At 74.7% G+C, this 16,512-nt stretch carries 14 protein-coding genes; 4 read left to right on the top strand and 10 right to left on the bottom strand.

The features are described 5' to 3' along the window. Positions 1–8: 8 nt before the first annotated feature. Entirely contained in the window at positions 9–1,361 is a 1,353-nt protein-coding gene (gene lysA / locus AC0693_RS25255) for a diaminopimelate decarboxylase (protein WP_469319856.1), read from the bottom strand. After that, entirely contained in the window at positions 1,358–1,768 is a 411-nt protein-coding gene (locus tag AC0693_RS25250) for an SAV_915 family protein (RefSeq protein WP_469319855.1), read from the bottom strand. Before AC0693_RS25250 ends, lysA begins: the two co-directional genes overlap by 4 nt. 245 nt (positions 1,769–2,013) lie before the next feature. Between AC0693_RS25250 and recQ the strand changes: the two genes are divergently transcribed. Continuing rightward, a complete protein-coding gene (recQ, locus tag AC0693_RS25245; protein ID WP_478802967.1) occupies positions 2,014–4,041 on the top strand; it encodes a DNA helicase RecQ in 2,028 nt (675 codons plus the stop codon). A gap of 60 nt (positions 4,042–4,101) precedes the next feature. On the opposite strand, the gene AC0693_RS25240 is transcribed toward recQ, so the two are convergent. Continuing rightward, complete coding sequence (locus tag AC0693_RS25240; protein WP_478802966.1) at positions 4,102–5,040, bottom strand: nucleoside hydrolase; 939 nt, start codon at positions 5,038–5,040, stop codon at positions 4,102–4,104. 211 nt (positions 5,041–5,251) lie between these two features. Between AC0693_RS25240 and AC0693_RS25235 the strand changes: the two genes are divergently transcribed. The 3 genes from AC0693_RS25235 to AC0693_RS25225 are packed head-to-tail and all read left to right on the top strand — an operon-like array spanning position 5,252 to position 8,850. Then, the gene (locus AC0693_RS25235) at positions 5,252–7,318 is read left to right on the top strand and encodes a SpoIIE family protein phosphatase (protein ID WP_356405827.1); all 2,067 of its coding nucleotides are present in this window, start codon (positions 5,252–5,254) and stop codon (positions 7,316–7,318) included. Between the two features lie 48 nt (positions 7,319–7,366). Further along, positions 7,367–8,164: an N-formylglutamate amidohydrolase gene (locus AC0693_RS25230; protein ID WP_478802965.1), complete on the top strand. Its 798-nt coding sequence runs from the start codon at positions 7,367–7,369 to the stop codon at positions 8,162–8,164. Positions 8,165–8,205: 41 nt separating this feature from the next. After that, positions 8,206–8,850, top strand: a complete 645-nt coding sequence (locus AC0693_RS25225; protein ID WP_478802964.1) for a phosphatase PAP2 family protein — start codon at positions 8,206–8,208, stop codon at positions 8,848–8,850. A gap of 12 nt (positions 8,851–8,862) precedes the next feature. Here AC0693_RS25225 and AC0693_RS25220 read toward each other — a convergent pair whose 3' ends face one another. Genes AC0693_RS25220 through AC0693_RS25190 form a run of 7 tightly spaced genes read right to left on the bottom strand, consistent with a single transcriptional unit; the run spans position 8,863 to position 16,510 of the window. Further along, positions 8,863–10,185: a glutamate-1-semialdehyde 2,1-aminomutase gene (locus AC0693_RS25220; RefSeq protein WP_478802963.1), complete on the bottom strand. Its 1,323-nt coding sequence runs from the start codon at positions 10,183–10,185 to the stop codon at positions 8,863–8,865. A gap of 6 nt (positions 10,186–10,191) precedes the next feature. After that, positions 10,192–10,743, bottom strand: a complete 552-nt coding sequence (gene rfbC, locus AC0693_RS25215; RefSeq protein WP_356405835.1) for a dTDP-4-dehydrorhamnose 3,5-epimerase — start codon at positions 10,741–10,743, stop codon at positions 10,192–10,194. After that, positions 10,740–11,978 carry a polysaccharide pyruvyl transferase family protein gene (locus AC0693_RS25210; protein WP_478802962.1) on the bottom strand — a complete coding sequence of 413 codons (1,239 nt, stop codon included), beginning with the start codon at positions 11,976–11,978 and terminating at the stop codon, positions 10,740–10,742. The genes rfbC and AC0693_RS25210 overlap by 4 nt, the downstream gene beginning before the upstream one ends. Further along, positions 11,975–12,922, bottom strand: a complete 948-nt coding sequence (locus AC0693_RS25205) for a glycosyltransferase family 2 protein (RefSeq protein ID WP_478802961.1) — start codon at positions 12,920–12,922, stop codon at positions 11,975–11,977. The genes AC0693_RS25210 and AC0693_RS25205 overlap by 4 nt, the downstream gene beginning before the upstream one ends. Then, the gene (locus AC0693_RS25200) at positions 12,919–14,217 is read right to left on the bottom strand and encodes a hypothetical protein (protein ID WP_478802960.1); all 1,299 of its coding nucleotides are present in this window, start codon (positions 14,215–14,217) and stop codon (positions 12,919–12,921) included. The genes AC0693_RS25205 and AC0693_RS25200 overlap by 4 nt, the downstream gene beginning before the upstream one ends. Beyond that, positions 14,214–15,497 (bottom strand): DUF4910 domain-containing protein, encoded by a 1,284-nt coding sequence (locus AC0693_RS25195; RefSeq protein WP_478802959.1) that lies wholly within the window; start codon positions 15,495–15,497, stop codon positions 14,214–14,216. The genes AC0693_RS25200 and AC0693_RS25195 overlap by 4 nt, the downstream gene beginning before the upstream one ends. Continuing rightward, positions 15,485–16,510, bottom strand: a complete 1,026-nt coding sequence (locus AC0693_RS25190; RefSeq protein WP_478803041.1) for an NAD-dependent epimerase/dehydratase family protein — start codon at positions 16,508–16,510, stop codon at positions 15,485–15,487. The genes AC0693_RS25195 and AC0693_RS25190 overlap by 13 nt, the downstream gene beginning before the upstream one ends. Positions 16,511–16,512: the final 2 nt, after the last annotated feature.

Here is a 16,512-nt window from a genome sequence, read left to right as displayed (position 1 = left end):
CCGGCCGCTCAGGCTCCGACGTCCCGGGCGCGGAAGTCCTCCAGCGTCTCGCGCCGCACGAGCAGCCGGGCCGCGCCCCCGTGGACGGCGACGACCGCGGGACGGCCGACGAGGTTGTACCCGGACGCCATCGACAGCTGGTACGCGCCGGCCACCGGCACCGCGAGCAGGTCGCCGGGACGCACGTCCCCCGGCAGGGGCACGCCGGCCGCGAGCACGTCGCCCGCCTCGCAGTGGCGGCCGACGACGGTCGCCGGGCCCGGCGGGGCCGTCGAGTGCCGGCCGACCAGCCGCGGCGCGTAGCGCACCCCGTACAGGGCGGGCCGCGGGTTGTCGCTCATGCCGCCGTCGACCGCGACGAAGACCGTCCCGGCCGTGCGCTTGACGGCGAGCACCCGGTAGAGGGCGACCCCGGCCGGTCCGACGACGGCCCGCCCCGGCTCGACGGCCAGGCGCGGCACGGGCAGGGCGGCGGCCGCGCAACCCGCGGCCAGCTCGGCACGCAACCCGCGGGCCAGGGCGGCGAGGTCGAGGGCCGCCTCGCCCGGCCGGTAGGCGACCGCGTGGCCGCCGCCCATGTCCAGCTCGGGCAGGGCGACCCCGTGCGCGTCCCGGACCCGGGCCATCAGGCCCACCATCCTGCGCAGGGCCACGAGGTAGGGCTTCACGGAGGCGATCTGCGAGCCGATGTGGCAGTGCAGCCCGGTGAGTTCGAGCTGCGGCTGGCCGAGGACCCGGCTGATCGCGTGCTGCGCGCCCCCGTCGGTGAGGGACAGGCCGAACTTCTGGTCGTCCGTACCGGTACGGATCTTGCCGTGGCCGCCCGCCGAGACGCCGGGCACCACCCGCACCATGACCTTCTGGTGGCCGCCGGGACCGACGGCGGCGGCGATCCTGGCGATCTCGGAGGGACCGTCGATGACGATCCGCCCCACGCCGAGCCGCAGCGCCGTGTCCAGGTCGCGGGGCGACTTCGCGTTGCCGTGCAGCACGATCCGCTCGGGCGGGAACCCGGCGGTGACCGCGAGCTCCAGCTCCCCGGCCGAGCAGACGTCCAGGCCGAGCCCCTCCTCGCGCACCCAGCGGACCACGGCGCGGGACAGGAAGGCTTTGGCGGCATACAGCACGTCCGCGTCCGGGAACGCCTCCCGGTAGCTCCGGCAGCGCCCGCGCACCTCGCCCTCGTCGAGCACGTACACCGGTGTGCCGAAGCGCTCGGCGATCTCGCCGAGCGGCACCCCGGCGACGGCGAGGCCGCCGTGCGGGAGCGGGGCCGCGGACGCGGGCCACACGGACGGCTCGTCGGCCGCTGCGGGGCCGGGGGCAAGGGCCGGTGGTTCGGGGAGGCCGGTGACGGTCATGTGCGATCCCTCGTCTGTGATCCCTTGGAGGCGGTCCGGGCGGTGGCCCCGGGGGCCTGCCGGACCGGTGGCCGTGGTGCCGGTGCCGGCGGCCGGGCGTCCGGTGCCGGTGCGGCCGGGGGAGCGGTCAGCGTGGGGTCGACCGTGATCAGGGAGGCGCCGAGCGGTGCCGCCATCGACCGCAGCGCTGCTTCCGAGAGCCGGATCCAGGGCTGGGCCGCGCCGAGCGTGGCGGCCAGCCGGTCCGGGCCGGTGAAACCGACGGCGGTGCGCGCCCCCAGCGGGGTGCGGAACAGCCGCAGCACCCGGTGGGCCCCGCCCGGCCGGGCGGGTACGTACAGGGGCCGGGCCGGGGCCGGATCCTCGGGTTCGGGATCGGGCTCGTCGGCGTACCGGATCAGACACATGGGGCCTCCCAGGGGAACCGCTCTGACGCGAGGGGTGGTGGGGGCCCCGGCCGCGGGGAGGTGGCCGGGGCTCCGACGGCGAAGCTATCCCCGGGGCGGGGCGCCCCGGACCGCCCCGTAACGCGTCCCATACGGGGCCCGCCCGAGTCCTGACGCATCGCTGACGACCACGGCCGACCCGGGAGGTTATCCACAGGTTCCGGCGGGCGGAGCCGGGTGTCCTCGCGTGCCGTTAGGCTTCGAGGATGGCCCTTCCGGACGCATCCCCCGAGATCTCCGACGCGCTGCAGGTACTGCACCGCGTCTTCGGCTACAGCTCTTTCCGCGGTGAGCAGCAGGAGATCATCGAGCAGGTCGTCGGCGGCGGCGACGCCCTCGTCCTGATGCCGACCGGTGGCGGCAAGTCGCTCTGCTACCAGATCCCGGCGCTGGTCAGAGAGGGCACGGGCATCGTGATCTCGCCGCTCATCGCCCTGATGCAGGACCAGGTGAACGCGCTCACCGCGCTCGGGGTGCGGGCCGGATTCCTCAACTCCACGCAGGACTTCGAGGAGCGTCAGGCCGTCGAGCGGGCCTTCCTGGACGACGAGCTGGACCTGCTCTACCTGGCCCCCGAGCGGCTGCGCACCGAGAGCGCGCAGCGGCTGCTCGACCGCGGCAAGGTGTCGCTCTTCGCCATCGACGAGGCCCACTGCGTCGCCCAGTGGGGTCACGACTTCCGGCCCGACTACCTCGCGCTCTCCATGCTCCACGAGCGCTGGCCGAAGGTGCCGCGGATCGCCCTGACCGCGACGGCCACCGAGGCGACCCACGCCGAGATCGTGGCACGCCTCGGCCTGGAGGACGCCCGGCACTTCGTCGCCAGCTTCGACCGGCCGAACATCCAGTACCGGATCGCCCCCAAGAACAACCCGCTCAAGCAGCTGCTGGAGCTGATCCGGGCGGAGCACGACGGGGACGCCGGAGTCGTCTACTGCCTCTCGCGGGCCTCGGTGGAGAAGACGGCGGCCTTCCTCGTGGAGCAGGGCATCGAGGCCGTGGCCTACCACGCGGGGATGGACGCCCGGACGCGGGCGGCGAACCAGGCGCGCTTCCTGCGGGAGGACGGCATCGTGGTGGTCGCCACGATCGCCTTCGGCATGGGCATCGACAAGCCGGACGTGCGCTTCGTGGCCCACCTCGACCTCCCGAAGTCCGTCGAGGGCTACTACCAGGAGACCGGCCGCGCCGGCCGCGACGGCGAGCCCGCCACGGCGTGGCTGGCGTACGGCCTCCAGGACGTGGTCCAGCAGCGCAAGCTCATCGAGGGCTCCGAGGGGGACGAGGCGCGCCGCCGCTCCCTGGGCATGCACCTCGACGCGATGCTCGCGCTGTGCGAGACGGTCGACTGCCGCCGGGTACGGCTGCTGGAGTACTTCGGGCAGTCGGGCGAGCCGTGCGGCAACTGCGACACGTGCCTCACGCCCGCGGAGTCCTGGGACGGGACGGTCGCGGCGCAGAAACTGCTCTCCACGGTGTGGCGCCTCGCCAAGGAGCGGCGCCAGAAGTTCGGCGCCGGGCAGATCATCGACATCCTGCAGGGCAAGAAGACGGCCAAGGTCATCCAGTTCGACCACGACGCCCTGTCGGTCTTCGGCGTCGGGGCGGATCTGAGCACCGCGGAGTGGCGCAGCGTCGTGCGCCAACTGCTGGCGCAGCGGATGCTGTCGGTGGAGGGCGAGTACGGCACGCTCGTCCTGTCGGGGGACAGCGGCGAGGTGCTGGGCGGGCGCCGCACCGTCCCGCTGCGCAAGGAGAAGGCGGTCGCCGCCGCGGCCCGCAAGGATTCCGGACCGCGCTCCGGCAAGGGCGCGCGCGTCCCGGTCGACCTGCCGGCCGCCGCCGAGCCGGTCTTCCTCGCCCTGCGCACCTGGCGGGCCGCGACCGCCCGCGAGCAGGGCGTACCGGCGTACGTCGTCTTCCACGACGCGACGCTGCGGGAGATCGCGACCCGGCTGCCCACCACGGCGGAGGAACTGGGCACCATCGGCGGCATCGGCGAGGCCAAGCTCACCAAGTACGCGGAGGGTGTCCTGGACACCCTGGCGGAGTGCCGCGCCGGCGCGCCGACGGCCGCCCCCGCGGGCGGACCCGACCCCGAGCCGCCCGTCGCCGCTCCCGCGCGCCCGGCCCCCGCCGCCAGCGCGGCGGCCCCGCGCCCCGCGGCGTCCGATGCCGACGAGCCGCCCTTCGACCTGGAGGAGATGGACCCGCCGTGGGACGACTGGGAGTGACCGGCGCCGGGGAGTAGGAGCAGGGAGGGACTCACGAGCCGGCGACCGCGCCGGGGCCCCTCATCCGCTCCCGAGGGCCGCGACGGCCGCGACCAGGCGGTCCCAGAACAGGTCCGTCTCCAGGCGCACCGCGACCCGGGCGTTGACCGGGCGGTCCACGTAGCGGTGCGGATCCACCACGGTGGCGCCGCGGGTGTACCGCCCGTGCAGCTCGACGACGACGTTCGCGTCGACGCAGTGCACGATCCCGGGGTCGATGACGCGGGCCACCGCGACCGGGTCGTGCAGCGGCGGGTGCGGGAAGCCCCACAGGGTGCGGTACGTCGACCCGAAGAAGGTCAGCAGCTCGGCGCAGGTGCGGCCCAGCGGCGTACCGAGCCCCTCGAAGCGGGCCACCACCTCGGGCGTGGCCAGCGCCTGATGGGTCACGTTGAGCCCGCACATCGTGACGGGCACACCGCTGCGGAAGACGATGTCGGCGGCCTCCGGATCCGTGAAGACGTTGAACTCGGCCGCCGGGGTCCGGTTGCCCCGTTCCGTCGAGCCGCCCATCAGCACGATCTCGCGGATCCGGGAGACGTCCTCGGGATGGCGGGTCAGCAGCAGGGCGATGTTGGTCAGCGGCGCGGTGGGCACGAGGGTGACCGGCTCGGGATGCTCCCGCAGCAGCCGGTGGATCAGGTCCACCGCGTGCTCCGGCACGACGTCCACCGTCGGCTCGGGGAACATCGGCCCGTCGAGGCCGGACGCGCCGTGCACGTCGTCCGCGACGCCGAGCGCCTGGACCAGCGGCCGGTCGCAGCCCGCTGCGACGGGTACGCCCGTGATGCCCGCGACCGTGCAGACGCGCCGCGCGTTCAGGGTGGTCTTCTCCAGCGTCTGGTTGCCCGCGACCGTGGTGATGGCCAGCAGGTCGACCGCCGGGTCGCCCGCCGCCAGCATGATCGCGAGGGCGTCGTCGTGGCCGGGATCGCAGTCGATGATGATCGGTACGGGCACGTCACTCCTGCCGACGGGGACCGTGGTCCCCGCCAGTGTGCCGCCGCGGCGGGCAACCGGCCAGGGGGCGCCCGGGAGGCGGGGTCGCGCCGGCGGGCAGACGATGGATCCGTGCGGACGTGGTTCCCGGGCCGCCCGCCCGGGCGTCCCGGAGCCGACTGCGACTGCGGACGGCGCTACGAGGACACCGCGGCGTGGGTGCAGGTGCCAGATGAACGAGCACATCCCGGTCGACGAGCTGCTCAACAGTGCCGCGCAGGCAGCGGGGGGCTGGCTGGGCGCGCTCCCCGTCGCGCTGGTCGCCATCGGCGCCGACGGGACGATCGTGCGCTGGAACCAGGCCGCGCAAGGACTGCTGGGCTACAGCCCGCCGCAGATGGTGGGGCGGCACATCGCCGACCTGCTGCACCCCGGCGCCGACCGGAGCCTGGGCCGCTCCCTCTGGGAAGCCGCGGCCAGCGGGCGGGGGGTGATGGGCACGGTGACCGCCTGGCACCGGGACGGGCACCCGCTGGAGGTGGAGATCTGGGCCTCGCCGGTCTCGGACCGCCAGAACAGCTCCGCCACCGTGCTGGTCTTCGCCGCCGACGCCCACGCGGCGCGCCGGATCCGGGGGGCGTCGGCCGTCTGGGACGGCCTCTTCTCCCGCTCTCCCGTCGGGATCGCGATCCTCGACACGCAGCTGCGGTTCCTCCAGGTCAACGCCGCGCTCGAAGAGATGAACGGCCTGCCCGAGTCGGCGCACGTGGGCCGCGGCCTGGCCCAGATCCTCCCGGAGGTGAACGCCCGCGAGATGGAGGACGCCATGCGGCAGGTCCTGGAGACGGGGGAACCCGTCCTGGACCGCCGCCGGGTCGGCCGTACCCCCGCCGAACCGGACCAGGACCGGGTGTGGTCCTGCTCGTACGTTCGCGTGGAGGACCCCGCACGGATGCCGATCGGGGTGATCGCCTCGCTCGTCGACATCACCGCCCAACAGCGCGACCACCTGGAGGCCGAAGCGGGACGGCGCAGGCTCGCGCTGCTCAGCGAGGCCAGCATCCGCGTCGGCTCCAGCCTGGACCTGGAGCGCACCGCGCAGGAACTCGCCGAACTCGCCGTGCCGCGCCTCGCCGACGCGGTCACGGTCGACGTCCTGGAGGCGCTGGCCCAGGGCGACGAACCCGGCAGGGGGCTGACGGGCGGGGCCGCCCTGCGGCGCCTGGGCAAGGCCCCGCTGTCCGGATCCCCGGTGACCGACCTGCTGGCCCCCCTCGGCAGGACGCTCGTCTTTCCCGCGAACGCCCCCTACACCCAGGCCCTCGCGGCCCGGCAGCCCTTCCTGATCGCCCGGCTCGACCAGGAGGCGGCCGCTCCCGCCGCCCGGTACTCGGCCAAGCCCGGGCAGCTGGTCGAGGTGGGCGTGCACTCCTTCGTCATGGCGCCCCTGGTGGCCCGGGAGACCGTGCTCGGCGTGGCCACCTTCTACCGCACCCGCCCGGTCGGACCCTTCGGCGCGGAGGACGTGACCCTCGCGGGCGAACTGACCGCCCGCGCCGCGCTCAGCATCGACAACGCGCGGCTCTACCACCGTGAGCACGAGACCGCGGTCATCCTCCAGCGCAGCATGCTCCCGCAGCACATCACCCCGCCGCGCGGCATCGAGGTCAGCCACCGCTACCTCCCGGCCAGCGACGTCAACGAGGTCGGCGGGGACTGGTACGACGTCCTGACCCTGCCCGACGGCAAGGCGGGCCTGCTCATCGGCGACGTGATGGGGCACGGCATCGCCGCGGCCGCGGTCATGGGCCGCCTGGCCGCCTCCGTACGGGCCCTCGCGCGCCTCGACCTGTCCCCGGTCCGGCTGCTGCGCCAGCTGGAGGCGACCCTCGACGACCTCGCCGAACCCATGCTGGCCACCTTCCTGTACGTCGTCTGCGACCCGGCCACCGGGCACTGCACCGTCACCCGCGCCGGGCACCCGCCGCCCGCGCTGGCCCTGCCCGACGGCACGGTCCGGCTCCTGGACACGCCGCCCGGGGTGCCCCTGGGGGTCGGCGGCATCGACTTCACGCCCACCGAGGTCACCGTGCCGCCCGGCAGCCTCCTCGTGCTCTACACGGACGGCCTGATCGAGGCCCGCGGCTGCGACCTCGACGACCGCCTGGCCGAACTCACCCGGCTGCTCGCGGACCCGCAGCGCCAGCTGGACCACGTCTGCGACTCGCTGATCACCCACCTCGTCCCGGCGGCGGCCGACGACGACGTCGCCCTCCTGGTCGCCCGCATCGGCTTCTAGGGGCGGGTTCCGTGGGGTGCGGGCCTGCCGGCCGTCTAGGCTCCCGATATGACCCAAGTGCCCGCGCCCTTCTCGCTGTTGCCCGGATCCGCCGCCTCGCCGGTGATCCTGCACGTCCCGCACTCCTCGCGCGTCGTGCCCCCGGCCGTCCGCGCGGACATCGTGCTGGACGACCTCGCGCTGGCCCTGGAGTTGGACCACATCACCGATGCCCACACCGCCGACATCGCGGCGGCGGCCGCCGCGATGTGCGCCGTCACGCCGTGGCGGTTCGTCAACGGGCTGTCCCGGCTGGTCGTCGACCCCGAGCGGTTCCCCGACGAGCGCGAGGAGATGCTGGCCGCGGGCATGGGGGCGGTGTACACGCGCACCACCCACCGGGAGCCCCTGCGTCCGGCCGGCTTCGACGCCGGGCCGCTGCTCGACCGCTACTTCCACCCGTACGCCGAAGCGATGACCCGGGCCGTGGGGGACCGGCTGGCGGCCGTCGGGCGGGCCGTGATCATCGACGTGCACTCCTATCCGACGCGCTCCCTCCCGTACGAACTGCACGGCGCGGGCCCCCGCCCGCCGGTCTGCCTCGGCACCGACCCCTTCCACACGCCGGCTCCGCTCCTCGCCGCGGCGCAGAAGGCGTTCGCGGGCTTCGGCGGCACGGGGCTCGACAGCCCCTTCGCCGGTACGTACGTGCCGCTCGCCCACTACGCCGAGGACGCCCGGGTCGGCGCGCTGATGATCGAGATCCGCCGGGACGGGTACATGACCGAGCCGGGCGGCCCCGCGGGGCCGGGCCTCGAAGCGCTGGCGGCGGCCCTGGCGGAACTGGTGGACAGCCTGACCGCGTAACAACGCGTCATCGGCCGGGGTACGAGAGGGGCGGGGCAGTGGTGGCAGCCGAATGTGGATCGCCGTCGGCGCGGGGCGCGCGGCTCGGGCCGGTCGCGGTCCTCGCCGCGCTGGTGGTGGTCGTCCTCGGGGTCCGGTACGCCGGGCACGGCCGGCCGGGGACGGTCGACGGGTGGCTCCGGCCGGTGGACGACCTGCGGCCGCCCTGGCGGCGCGTCGCGCTCTTCCTGGACTTCCTGGGGGAGCCCGTGGGGGCGGCGCTGCTGGTCGCGGCCGCCGTCGCGGCCTGCCTGCTGCTGCGGCGTCCGCGCACGGCGCTGCTCGCCGTCGCCGGACCCGGCGCGGCCGTGGGGGCGGCGACACTGCTCAAGCACCTGGTGGGCCGCACCATCCACGGCGGGTACCTGAGCTACCCGAGCGGGCACACCGCCTTCCTCACCGCGCTCGCCCTCGTGGCGGCGCTGGCGGCGACCCGGCGGGCCGCACCGGGCAGGACGGCCGCCACCCTCCTCGTGCTCGCCGCGGCCCTGGCCGCGGGCGCCGCCATGGGCTGGGCCCAGGTCGCCCTGGGCGCGCACTACCCGACCGACGCCCTCGGCGGCTGGTGCACGGCCCTGGCGCTGGTCCCGGCGACCGCGTGGGCGCTCGACCGATGGATCAACTCTCGTATCAGCAAGCCCATCTGACCTGCCGTCATCTCACACCCGGTGACGGAACACGGGCTTCACCGGCCGCCCGCCCAGCCAGGGCGTGGGATCGCCGGCCTCCAGTGCCTTGCGGTACACGGCGCACGCGCGGGCCACCACCTCGACCGTGTGGTCGATGTCGGCCTCGTCGAGCGCGCTGCTCACCACGAACGACGGGGCCAGCACTCCCTCCTCCAGGAGCCGGCGCAGGAACAGTGTGCGGTAGGGCTGTGACGGCTGCAGGTCCCCGTCGAGGGTGGCGAAGACCAGGTTGCTGGCCCGGCCCCGGACGACGAGGTGGTCGCCGACGCCCATGGCGGCCGCGGCCTCCCGGACACCGGCGGCCAACCGCTCGCCGAGGGCGTGCAGGTGCGCCGTGATGCCCTCCTCGGCGTAGAGGGTCTGCACGGCCATCGCGGCGGCCAGCGCGTGCGTTTCCGCCCCGTGCGTGGTGGACAGCAGGAACACCCGGTCGCCGCGGTGGCGCAGCCCGCCCCACTCCATCAGGTCGCGCCGCCCGGCCAGTGCGGCGACGGCGAACCCGTTGCCCAGCGCCTTGCCGAAGGTGGAGAGGTCCGGGACGACGCCGTACAGGCCCTGGGCGCCCGCCTCGGACCAGCGGAAACCGGTGATCATCTCGTCGAAGACGAGGACGCAGCCGTACCGGTCGGCCAGCTCGCGCAGTCCCGCGAGGTACCCGGGCGGGCCGACGGGTTCGACGATCAGGCAGGCGACCTCGTCCCGGTAGCGGGTCAGCAGCTCCTCCGCGGCGGCCAGGTCCCCGTAGGGGAACGTCACGGTCAGTTCCGTGACCGCCGCCGGAATCCCGCCGGACATCGGCGTGGTGCCGATGAACCAGTCGTCGACGGAGAAGAACGGCTGGTCGCCGCAGACGGCCACCCGCGGGCGCCCGGTGACGGCGCGGGCCAGGCGCACCGCGGCGCTGGTGACGTCGGAGCCGTTCTTCGCGAACTTGACCATCTCCGCGGTCGGCACCGTGGCCAGGAAGCGTTCCGCGGCGTCGACCTCCACGATGGACGGCCGGACGAAGCTGCCGCCGCGCTCCAGTTCCCGCCGCACCGCGTCGAGCACGCGGGGGTGGGCGTGGCCGAGGCTGACCGACCGCAGGCCGGAGCCGTACTCGACGTAGCGGTTGCCGTCGACGTCCCACACGTGGGCGCCGCGGCCGTGGCTGATGACGGGGGCCATGTCCTGCGGATACTGGTCGTCGCCCTTGGCGTAGGTGTGCGCGCCGCCCGGGACCATGGCGTGCAGCCGCGCGTTGGCCTCCAGTGACCGCGACCGGGGCAGGGGGGACTCTGCTTCAGTGGCCATGCGGCGTCACCCCTCCCGTCGCCGCAGGACCTCGGCGAGGCTCGGCGCCTTGCGGTCCCGTTCGGACACCGACGCGGCCGCCAGCGGCCAGGGGACGGCCAGTTCGGGGTCGTCGAAGGCGATCGTCACGTCCTCGGCCGGATCGTGCGGGCGGTCGATCCGGTACGAGACGTCCGCCGCGTCGGTCAGGGCCTGGAAGCCGTGCGCGCAGCCCGCCGGGACGTACACGCTCGCCTGCGTGTCGCCGGACAGGTCGAAGTGGGCCTGGTTGCGGTAGGTCGGCGAGCCGGGCCGCAGGTCCACGACCACGTCGAAGACCCTGCCGTACGAGCACCGCACGAGCTTGGCCTCCCCGGCGCCCGCGCGCAGGTGCAGGCCGCGCAGGACGCCCCGGACCGAGCGGGACACGCTGTCCTGGACGAAGGCGTCCGGATCGAGGCCCACCGAGCGCAGCACTGCGGCGTCGAAGGTGCGGCAGAAGAAGCCGCGTTCGTCGGCGTACGGCGTCGGTTCGAACAGGTACGCTCCGGCGATCTCCGGGACTTCGGTCGCCTTCATTCGGCCTCCTCCATGACGTGGGCGCGGGCGGGTGCGGCGGCCGGGAAGAGGGCCGCGCTCAGGGCGGTGAACTGCTGCCGGACGCCGCGGGCGGCGGCCAGGTTGCGCTCGCCGAGGGTCCGCCGCAGCTGCGCCGACCGCTCCTCCAGCGAACGGAACTGTTCGAGCAGCCGGTCGGCGTCGACCTCGCGGGCCGGGTGGCAGTACGCGCCGAGACCCATCCGGTCCATGAGCGCGCCGCTCTTCGCCGCGTAGGTGACGGCGAGCGTCGGCGTGCCGGCCTTCAGCGCACAGATCAGGTTGTGGTAGCGGATGGCCACCGCCGAGTCGACGGCCGCCAGTTCCTTCATCAGGTCGGCCAGCGAGGCCGTCTCGGCGGCGGTGACCAGCGGCGAGTCCACCGCGTCGAGGATCGCGGCGACCACGGGAGCGTCCACCCCGTCGCCGGTCAGCAGCCGGACCGGCCTGCCGTCCGCGACCAGCGCGCGGACGAACCGGATCGTCCCCTCCAGGTAGCGCCGGTGGATCTCCTCGGCCCGGGCGCGGTCGTCGTCGCCGCCGCGGAAGGCCATGACGCCGACGCAGACCGGGCCTCCCGGGCCCGCGGGCTCCCTGGCCGGCCCGGAGGGCAGGGAGAAGGCGAGGTCGGGGTAGACCTCGTCGCGCGCGGTGTCCACGCCCATCGCGCGCATCGCGTCGCGGGAGGGCTCGTCGCGGTACGACCGGTAGGCGGCGAGCCGCGCCGACCAGCGGACCAGCGCCCGGGTCGGCCGGCTGCCGATCTCGGCGGCGCCGACGCTGACCAGCGCGACCCGGGTGCCGAACAGCCGGCCGGACGCGCAGAGCAGGAACAGCGCGTACGGGAAGCCCCACGGCCGCAGCGGCAGCGTGGCCTCCAGGACGCCCATGCCGGGCACGATCACCACGTCGTGCCGGCGGACCCAGGCGGCCGTGCGCACGGCGTCGACCAGCTTGCCCACCGCCTTCCCCGCGACCGCGCCCGCCCGCGACGCGGTCCGGTACTCCCCGCGGTACCAGTGCAGCCGCGTCGCGGGGATCCCGTACCGCGCCGCGACGCTCTCCGGTCCGCCGCACAGGGCGTCCACGACCGCCTCCGGATGGTCGGCGCGGAGGTAGCCGAGCACCGCTTCCAGGGACCCGTCGTTCCCGAGGTTGCCGGATCCGAGCAGGCCGAACAGCCCGACGCGCACCGGCGGCGCGCCCGCCGCGCTCATGCCTTCCTCCCCGAGCGTCCGGCGACGAGGTCGTCGAGGGAGACGGCGAACCGGTCCGGGTCGACCGGTGTACGGTCCTCCACCCGCTCACCCGCGCCAGGCCGCACCCGGCTGGCCATCCAGGCGGCCAGGTGCCGGTGGCACGCGCGCCGGTCGGCGGCGGACAGCGGGGCCCGCCGCACCGCGGAGACGAAGCCCCAGACGTACTCGGCGAGCAGCCGCGGCGTCGGGTGCAGCGGGCCCGCCCGGCGCGGATCGAGGTTGGCGCAGCGGGCGCGCTTGCCGGGGTTCGCCCGCTCGGCGCGGGTGGGGTGGTCGCGGCGGAAGTACAGCAGCTCCGGGACCTGGTGGAAGCGCCCGTGCAGGGCGATCTCGGCGACGAAGGTGCGGTCCGCGTGGTGGTAGCTGTCGAGCGGTTTCACCCGGCGCAGCACCTCGGTCCGGATCACCCCGTAGAAATCGTCGCCGCCGGGCTCGAACAGCAGGCTGCGGAAGCGCTCCGGCGCGTGCGCGGAGCCGGTGTCCAACGTGTAGTCGTACGGGACCTTCACCCTGCCCGCGCCGTCGATGACGGCCTGGTCGGTGTGCGCGAGGATCACGTCCGGCCGTTCGTCCAGCGCCTCCACGCAGCGCCGCAGCAGGTCCCGGCCGTACAGGTCGTCGTGCGAGGCCCACTTGAACAGCTCGCCGCGGCATTCGGCTAAGACGCGGTTGTGGTTGGGCGAGGCGCCGATGTTGCGGGGCAGCCGCAGGTAGCGGATGCGCGGGTCCCGCCCGGCGTAGCTCAGGCAGATGTCCCGGGTGCCGTCGGTCGAGGCGTTGTCGCAGATCACCAGCTCGAAGTCCGCGTAGGTCTGGCCGAGGAGCGCGTCGAGCGACTCGGCCAGGTACTCCTCGCCGTTGTAGACGGGCAGGCCGATGCTCAGCCTGGGGTGGGCGCTCATGAGGTCCTCACTTCGGGAATGGAGTGGTGGTGGCGCTCGCGCAGGGCGGCCCGCAACTGGAGCCACCACACGACCGAGCCGCTGAGCGTCGCGGCGGCGACGCCCCAGGCGGAGCCGGCCGTGCCGGCGACGGCCGCCCCGCCGAGCCCGCCGCCGACGTAGCAGGCGGAGGCGAAGAGCTGGGAGCGCAGACTGCGCCGGGCCGCGCCGAGCGCGCGCAGTCCGGCCGCCGCGCCGGTGCCCAGACCGGCGCCCGCGACGGCGAGGGTGACCGGTACGACGAGCCGCGCGGCGGAGGGCCAGACGTCGCCCAGCACGAACGCGCCGAGCCGGTCCGGCACCAGCAGCAGCGCCGCGCCCCACAGCAGCGCGGCGGCGGCCTGCCCGCCGCCCAGCAGCAGGCAGAACCGGCCCAGCCGGTGCGGGGCCCGCCGCAGCACCCGCGCCGCCTCGGGCACGGTGACCAGCGAGAGGCCCATCAGGACCGCGAGGAAGGGGCCGAGCAGCAGCTCGGCGCCCCGCACCGCGCCCACCGCGCCGAGCCCGGCGATCGCGCCGAGGCCGTACGCCCGCAGCTGGCTCGCGCCGCTGAGGCTGACGTTCTCGACCAGGTACCGGGAGCCCAGGTCGCGCTGCTCGCGGAGCCATCCGCGGGCCCCGCCCGGCCGGGGCCGGATGCCCGACTGGAGGAGGCCGTACGCCGCCGCCACCGTGGCGGAGGCGCCCCAGGCGAGCACGAAGGCCCCCACGCTGCCCGCGCGGTCCGCCAGGACCATGGCCGGGACGAGCGCGACGGCCCACACGACGTCGTTGACGAACGCCTTGCGCCCGGCCCCGGCGGCGAAGAACGAGAACCGCCAGGCGTCCTGGAGCAGCAGCCCCGGCAGCATCAGGCCGAGGCAGACGAAGGCCGGGCCCAGCCGGCCGCCGAGAGCCAGCCCGGCCACCGCGCACGCCGCGCCGACGGCCGTGCCGACGCCGAGCGCGGTGCCCGACGACCGGGCCACCGCCGCCCGCCAGGACGCGTGCGGCACGCCGCTGAAGCGCACCACGAGCGGATCGGTGGCCAGGCCGCGGGAGACGTTGAGCACCACGCCGTAGGTCACCCAGGCCAGGCCGAACACGCCGAAGGCGGTCACCCCCAGCGAGCGGGCGACGTAGATGCCCACTGCGAAGTTGCTGATGCTGGAGGCCGCCTGGTCGGCCAGTCCCCAGGACAGCCGGCCGAGCAGGGCCCGCTTGGCGGACCCGGCCCGTGTCGTCGCCCGCTCGCCCCCGGCGGTCATCGGCGTCATGCCTTGATCAACCCGGCGGCGCACAGGGCGTCGGCCGCGGCGGCGACGGTGTCGAACGCCAGCCCGGACCGTTCGGCGACCTCCAGCAGGCCGTGCTCGCCGTCGGAGAGGCTGAGCACCCACAGCATGGCCATCTGGGCCTGCTGGGCGTCGCTGCGCCCGCCGAGCGATTCGTACAGCCCGCGCCGGCCCAGCTGCGGTTCGCCGTAGGGGCTGAGGTTGACGTAGCGCCGGTTGCGGTCGAGCACGGTGAACGCCTCGCGGCAGACGGCGAGGGTGTCCGCCATCGCCTCGGGGGAGACGAAGTCCGGGTTGTCCGCCGAGGTGTGGTACTCGGGGTAGCCCGCGTAGGGCGTCCGGCTGAGGGAGCCCACGCCGAGGTCGAAGCCGGGGGAGCAGTACTGCCGCTCGTCATAGCCGTACGGTGTGAACTCGGTGACGCGGTGCGGGCGTTCGGAGGTGCTCAGCACGTGCCGCAGCACCCGGTCGATCTCCGCGTCGCCGCGCCTGCTCTGCTTGTAGGTGAGATCGCCCCGGTCGCCGGCGCAGGCCAGGACCAGGCCGTGCTTGACCCGGTCGATCGACTCCGCGTTGCGGGCCAGCCAGGTGATCGCCCCGATGGTGCCGGGCGCGAAGATGAACCGGTAGGTGTAGTAGGGCCGTTGCTCCGCGAGCGCGCGGGCCAGGAAGACGGCCACCGCGATGCCGGCCAGGTTGTCGTTGGCCAGCGACGGGTGGCACACGTGGCAGGAGACGATCACCTCGTCGGCCACCTGCCCGGGGACCACGTGCTCGGCGTAGGTGAGGTGGCCGTCCGCGAGCGTGGAGTCGACGCGTACCTCGTACGGGCCCTCCGGGAGCGCGTCCAGGGTCTCCTGCGCCAGGCAGAACCCCCACCGCGGCGCGTAGTAGCTGGTCCGGTAGGGCACCCAGGACGGGTGCTCGGGCAGGGTGTACAGGTGCTCGCGCAGCTCGGCCAGCGGCATGGTCGCCGACACCGGCACGCTGTAGCCCAGCACGTGCAGGCTGGACGCGGCGAAGTCGACGACCCGGTGACCGGTGGCGTCGGCGATGTAGGCGTCCCGGACGTTCCACTCCTGCGGCACCGTCCAGTCCAGGACGGGCGTCCCGGTCGGTACCTCGTGCACCTCCAGCGGCAGGTACTCGCCCACGATGTCCAGGGTGGCGCGCACCCCGTCACCGGTGATGCTCCGGCACAGCGGGTACAGCCGCTCCACCAGCGCGTGCATCCGCGCCCCGACCGCGGTCACCGGCGCCACCGCAGGCTGTCGTCCACGGCTCCGGCCTCCGACGCAGCGCGCAGCACGGCCAGCCGCGTGAAGCGCCGCTCGAAGTCCTCCCGTGTCAGCCCGAACTTCCGGTACGCCTCGGCCAGTTCGAGTGCGCCCTCGCGCACCGACCACGCGCACTCGAAGCCGGGCACCGCGGCGCGGAACCGGGCGAAGTCCACCCGGTAGGACCGCGGATCGGCGCCGTTCTCCCCGGTGATCCGCACCCCGGCGCCGGGCACCGCCTCCGCGACCTGGTCGGCGATCTCGGCGACCGTCACGTTGTTGCTCTCGCTGCCGATGTTGAACGCCCGGTCGTGCACCGCCTCCCGCGGCGCGACGAGCGCGGCCGCGAAGGCCCGTGCGATGTCGCCGGCGTGCACCAGCGGGCGCCAGGGGGTGCCGTCGGAGAGCACCAGCACCTCGCCGGACAGGAGCGCGTGGCCCACCAGGTTGTTCAGCACGATGTCGGCGCGCAGCCGGGGCGAGTAGCCGAAGGCGGTGGCGTTGCGCATGTACACGGGGGTGAAGTCCCCGTCGGCCAGCGCGTGCAGGTCGTCCTCCACCCGCACCTTGGACACCGCGTACGGAGTGACCGGGCGCAGCGGGGCGTCCTCGGCGACCAGGTCGTCGCCCCCGGCGGCGCCGTACACCGAGCAGGTCGAGGCGTACAGGAAGCGCCGCACCCCGGCCTCGCGGGCGAGGCGGGCCAGCCGTACGGAGGCGTGGTGGTTGATGTCGTAGGTGAGGTCGGGCGCGAGGGATCCCAGCGGGTCGTTGGACAGCGCGGCCAGGTGGATCACCGCGTCCACCCCCGCCACGTGCTCGGCCGTGACGTCGCGCAGGTCAACCCGGTGCCCGTGCGGGTCCGCGGGCGGCGGCCCGAGGACGCAGTCCGCGAACAGGCCGGCGTCGAGACCGACGACCTCGTGCCCGGCGTCCGCGAGCACCGGGGCCATCACGGTGCCCAGGTAGCCCTGGTGTCCGGTCAGTAGTACGCGCAAGG

The organism is Streptomyces sp. NPDC043876, from assembly GCF_056435825.1.
The sequence above is the reverse complement of the archived record's forward strand: the minus strand, read 5'-3'. Positions and strand labels throughout refer to the sequence as shown.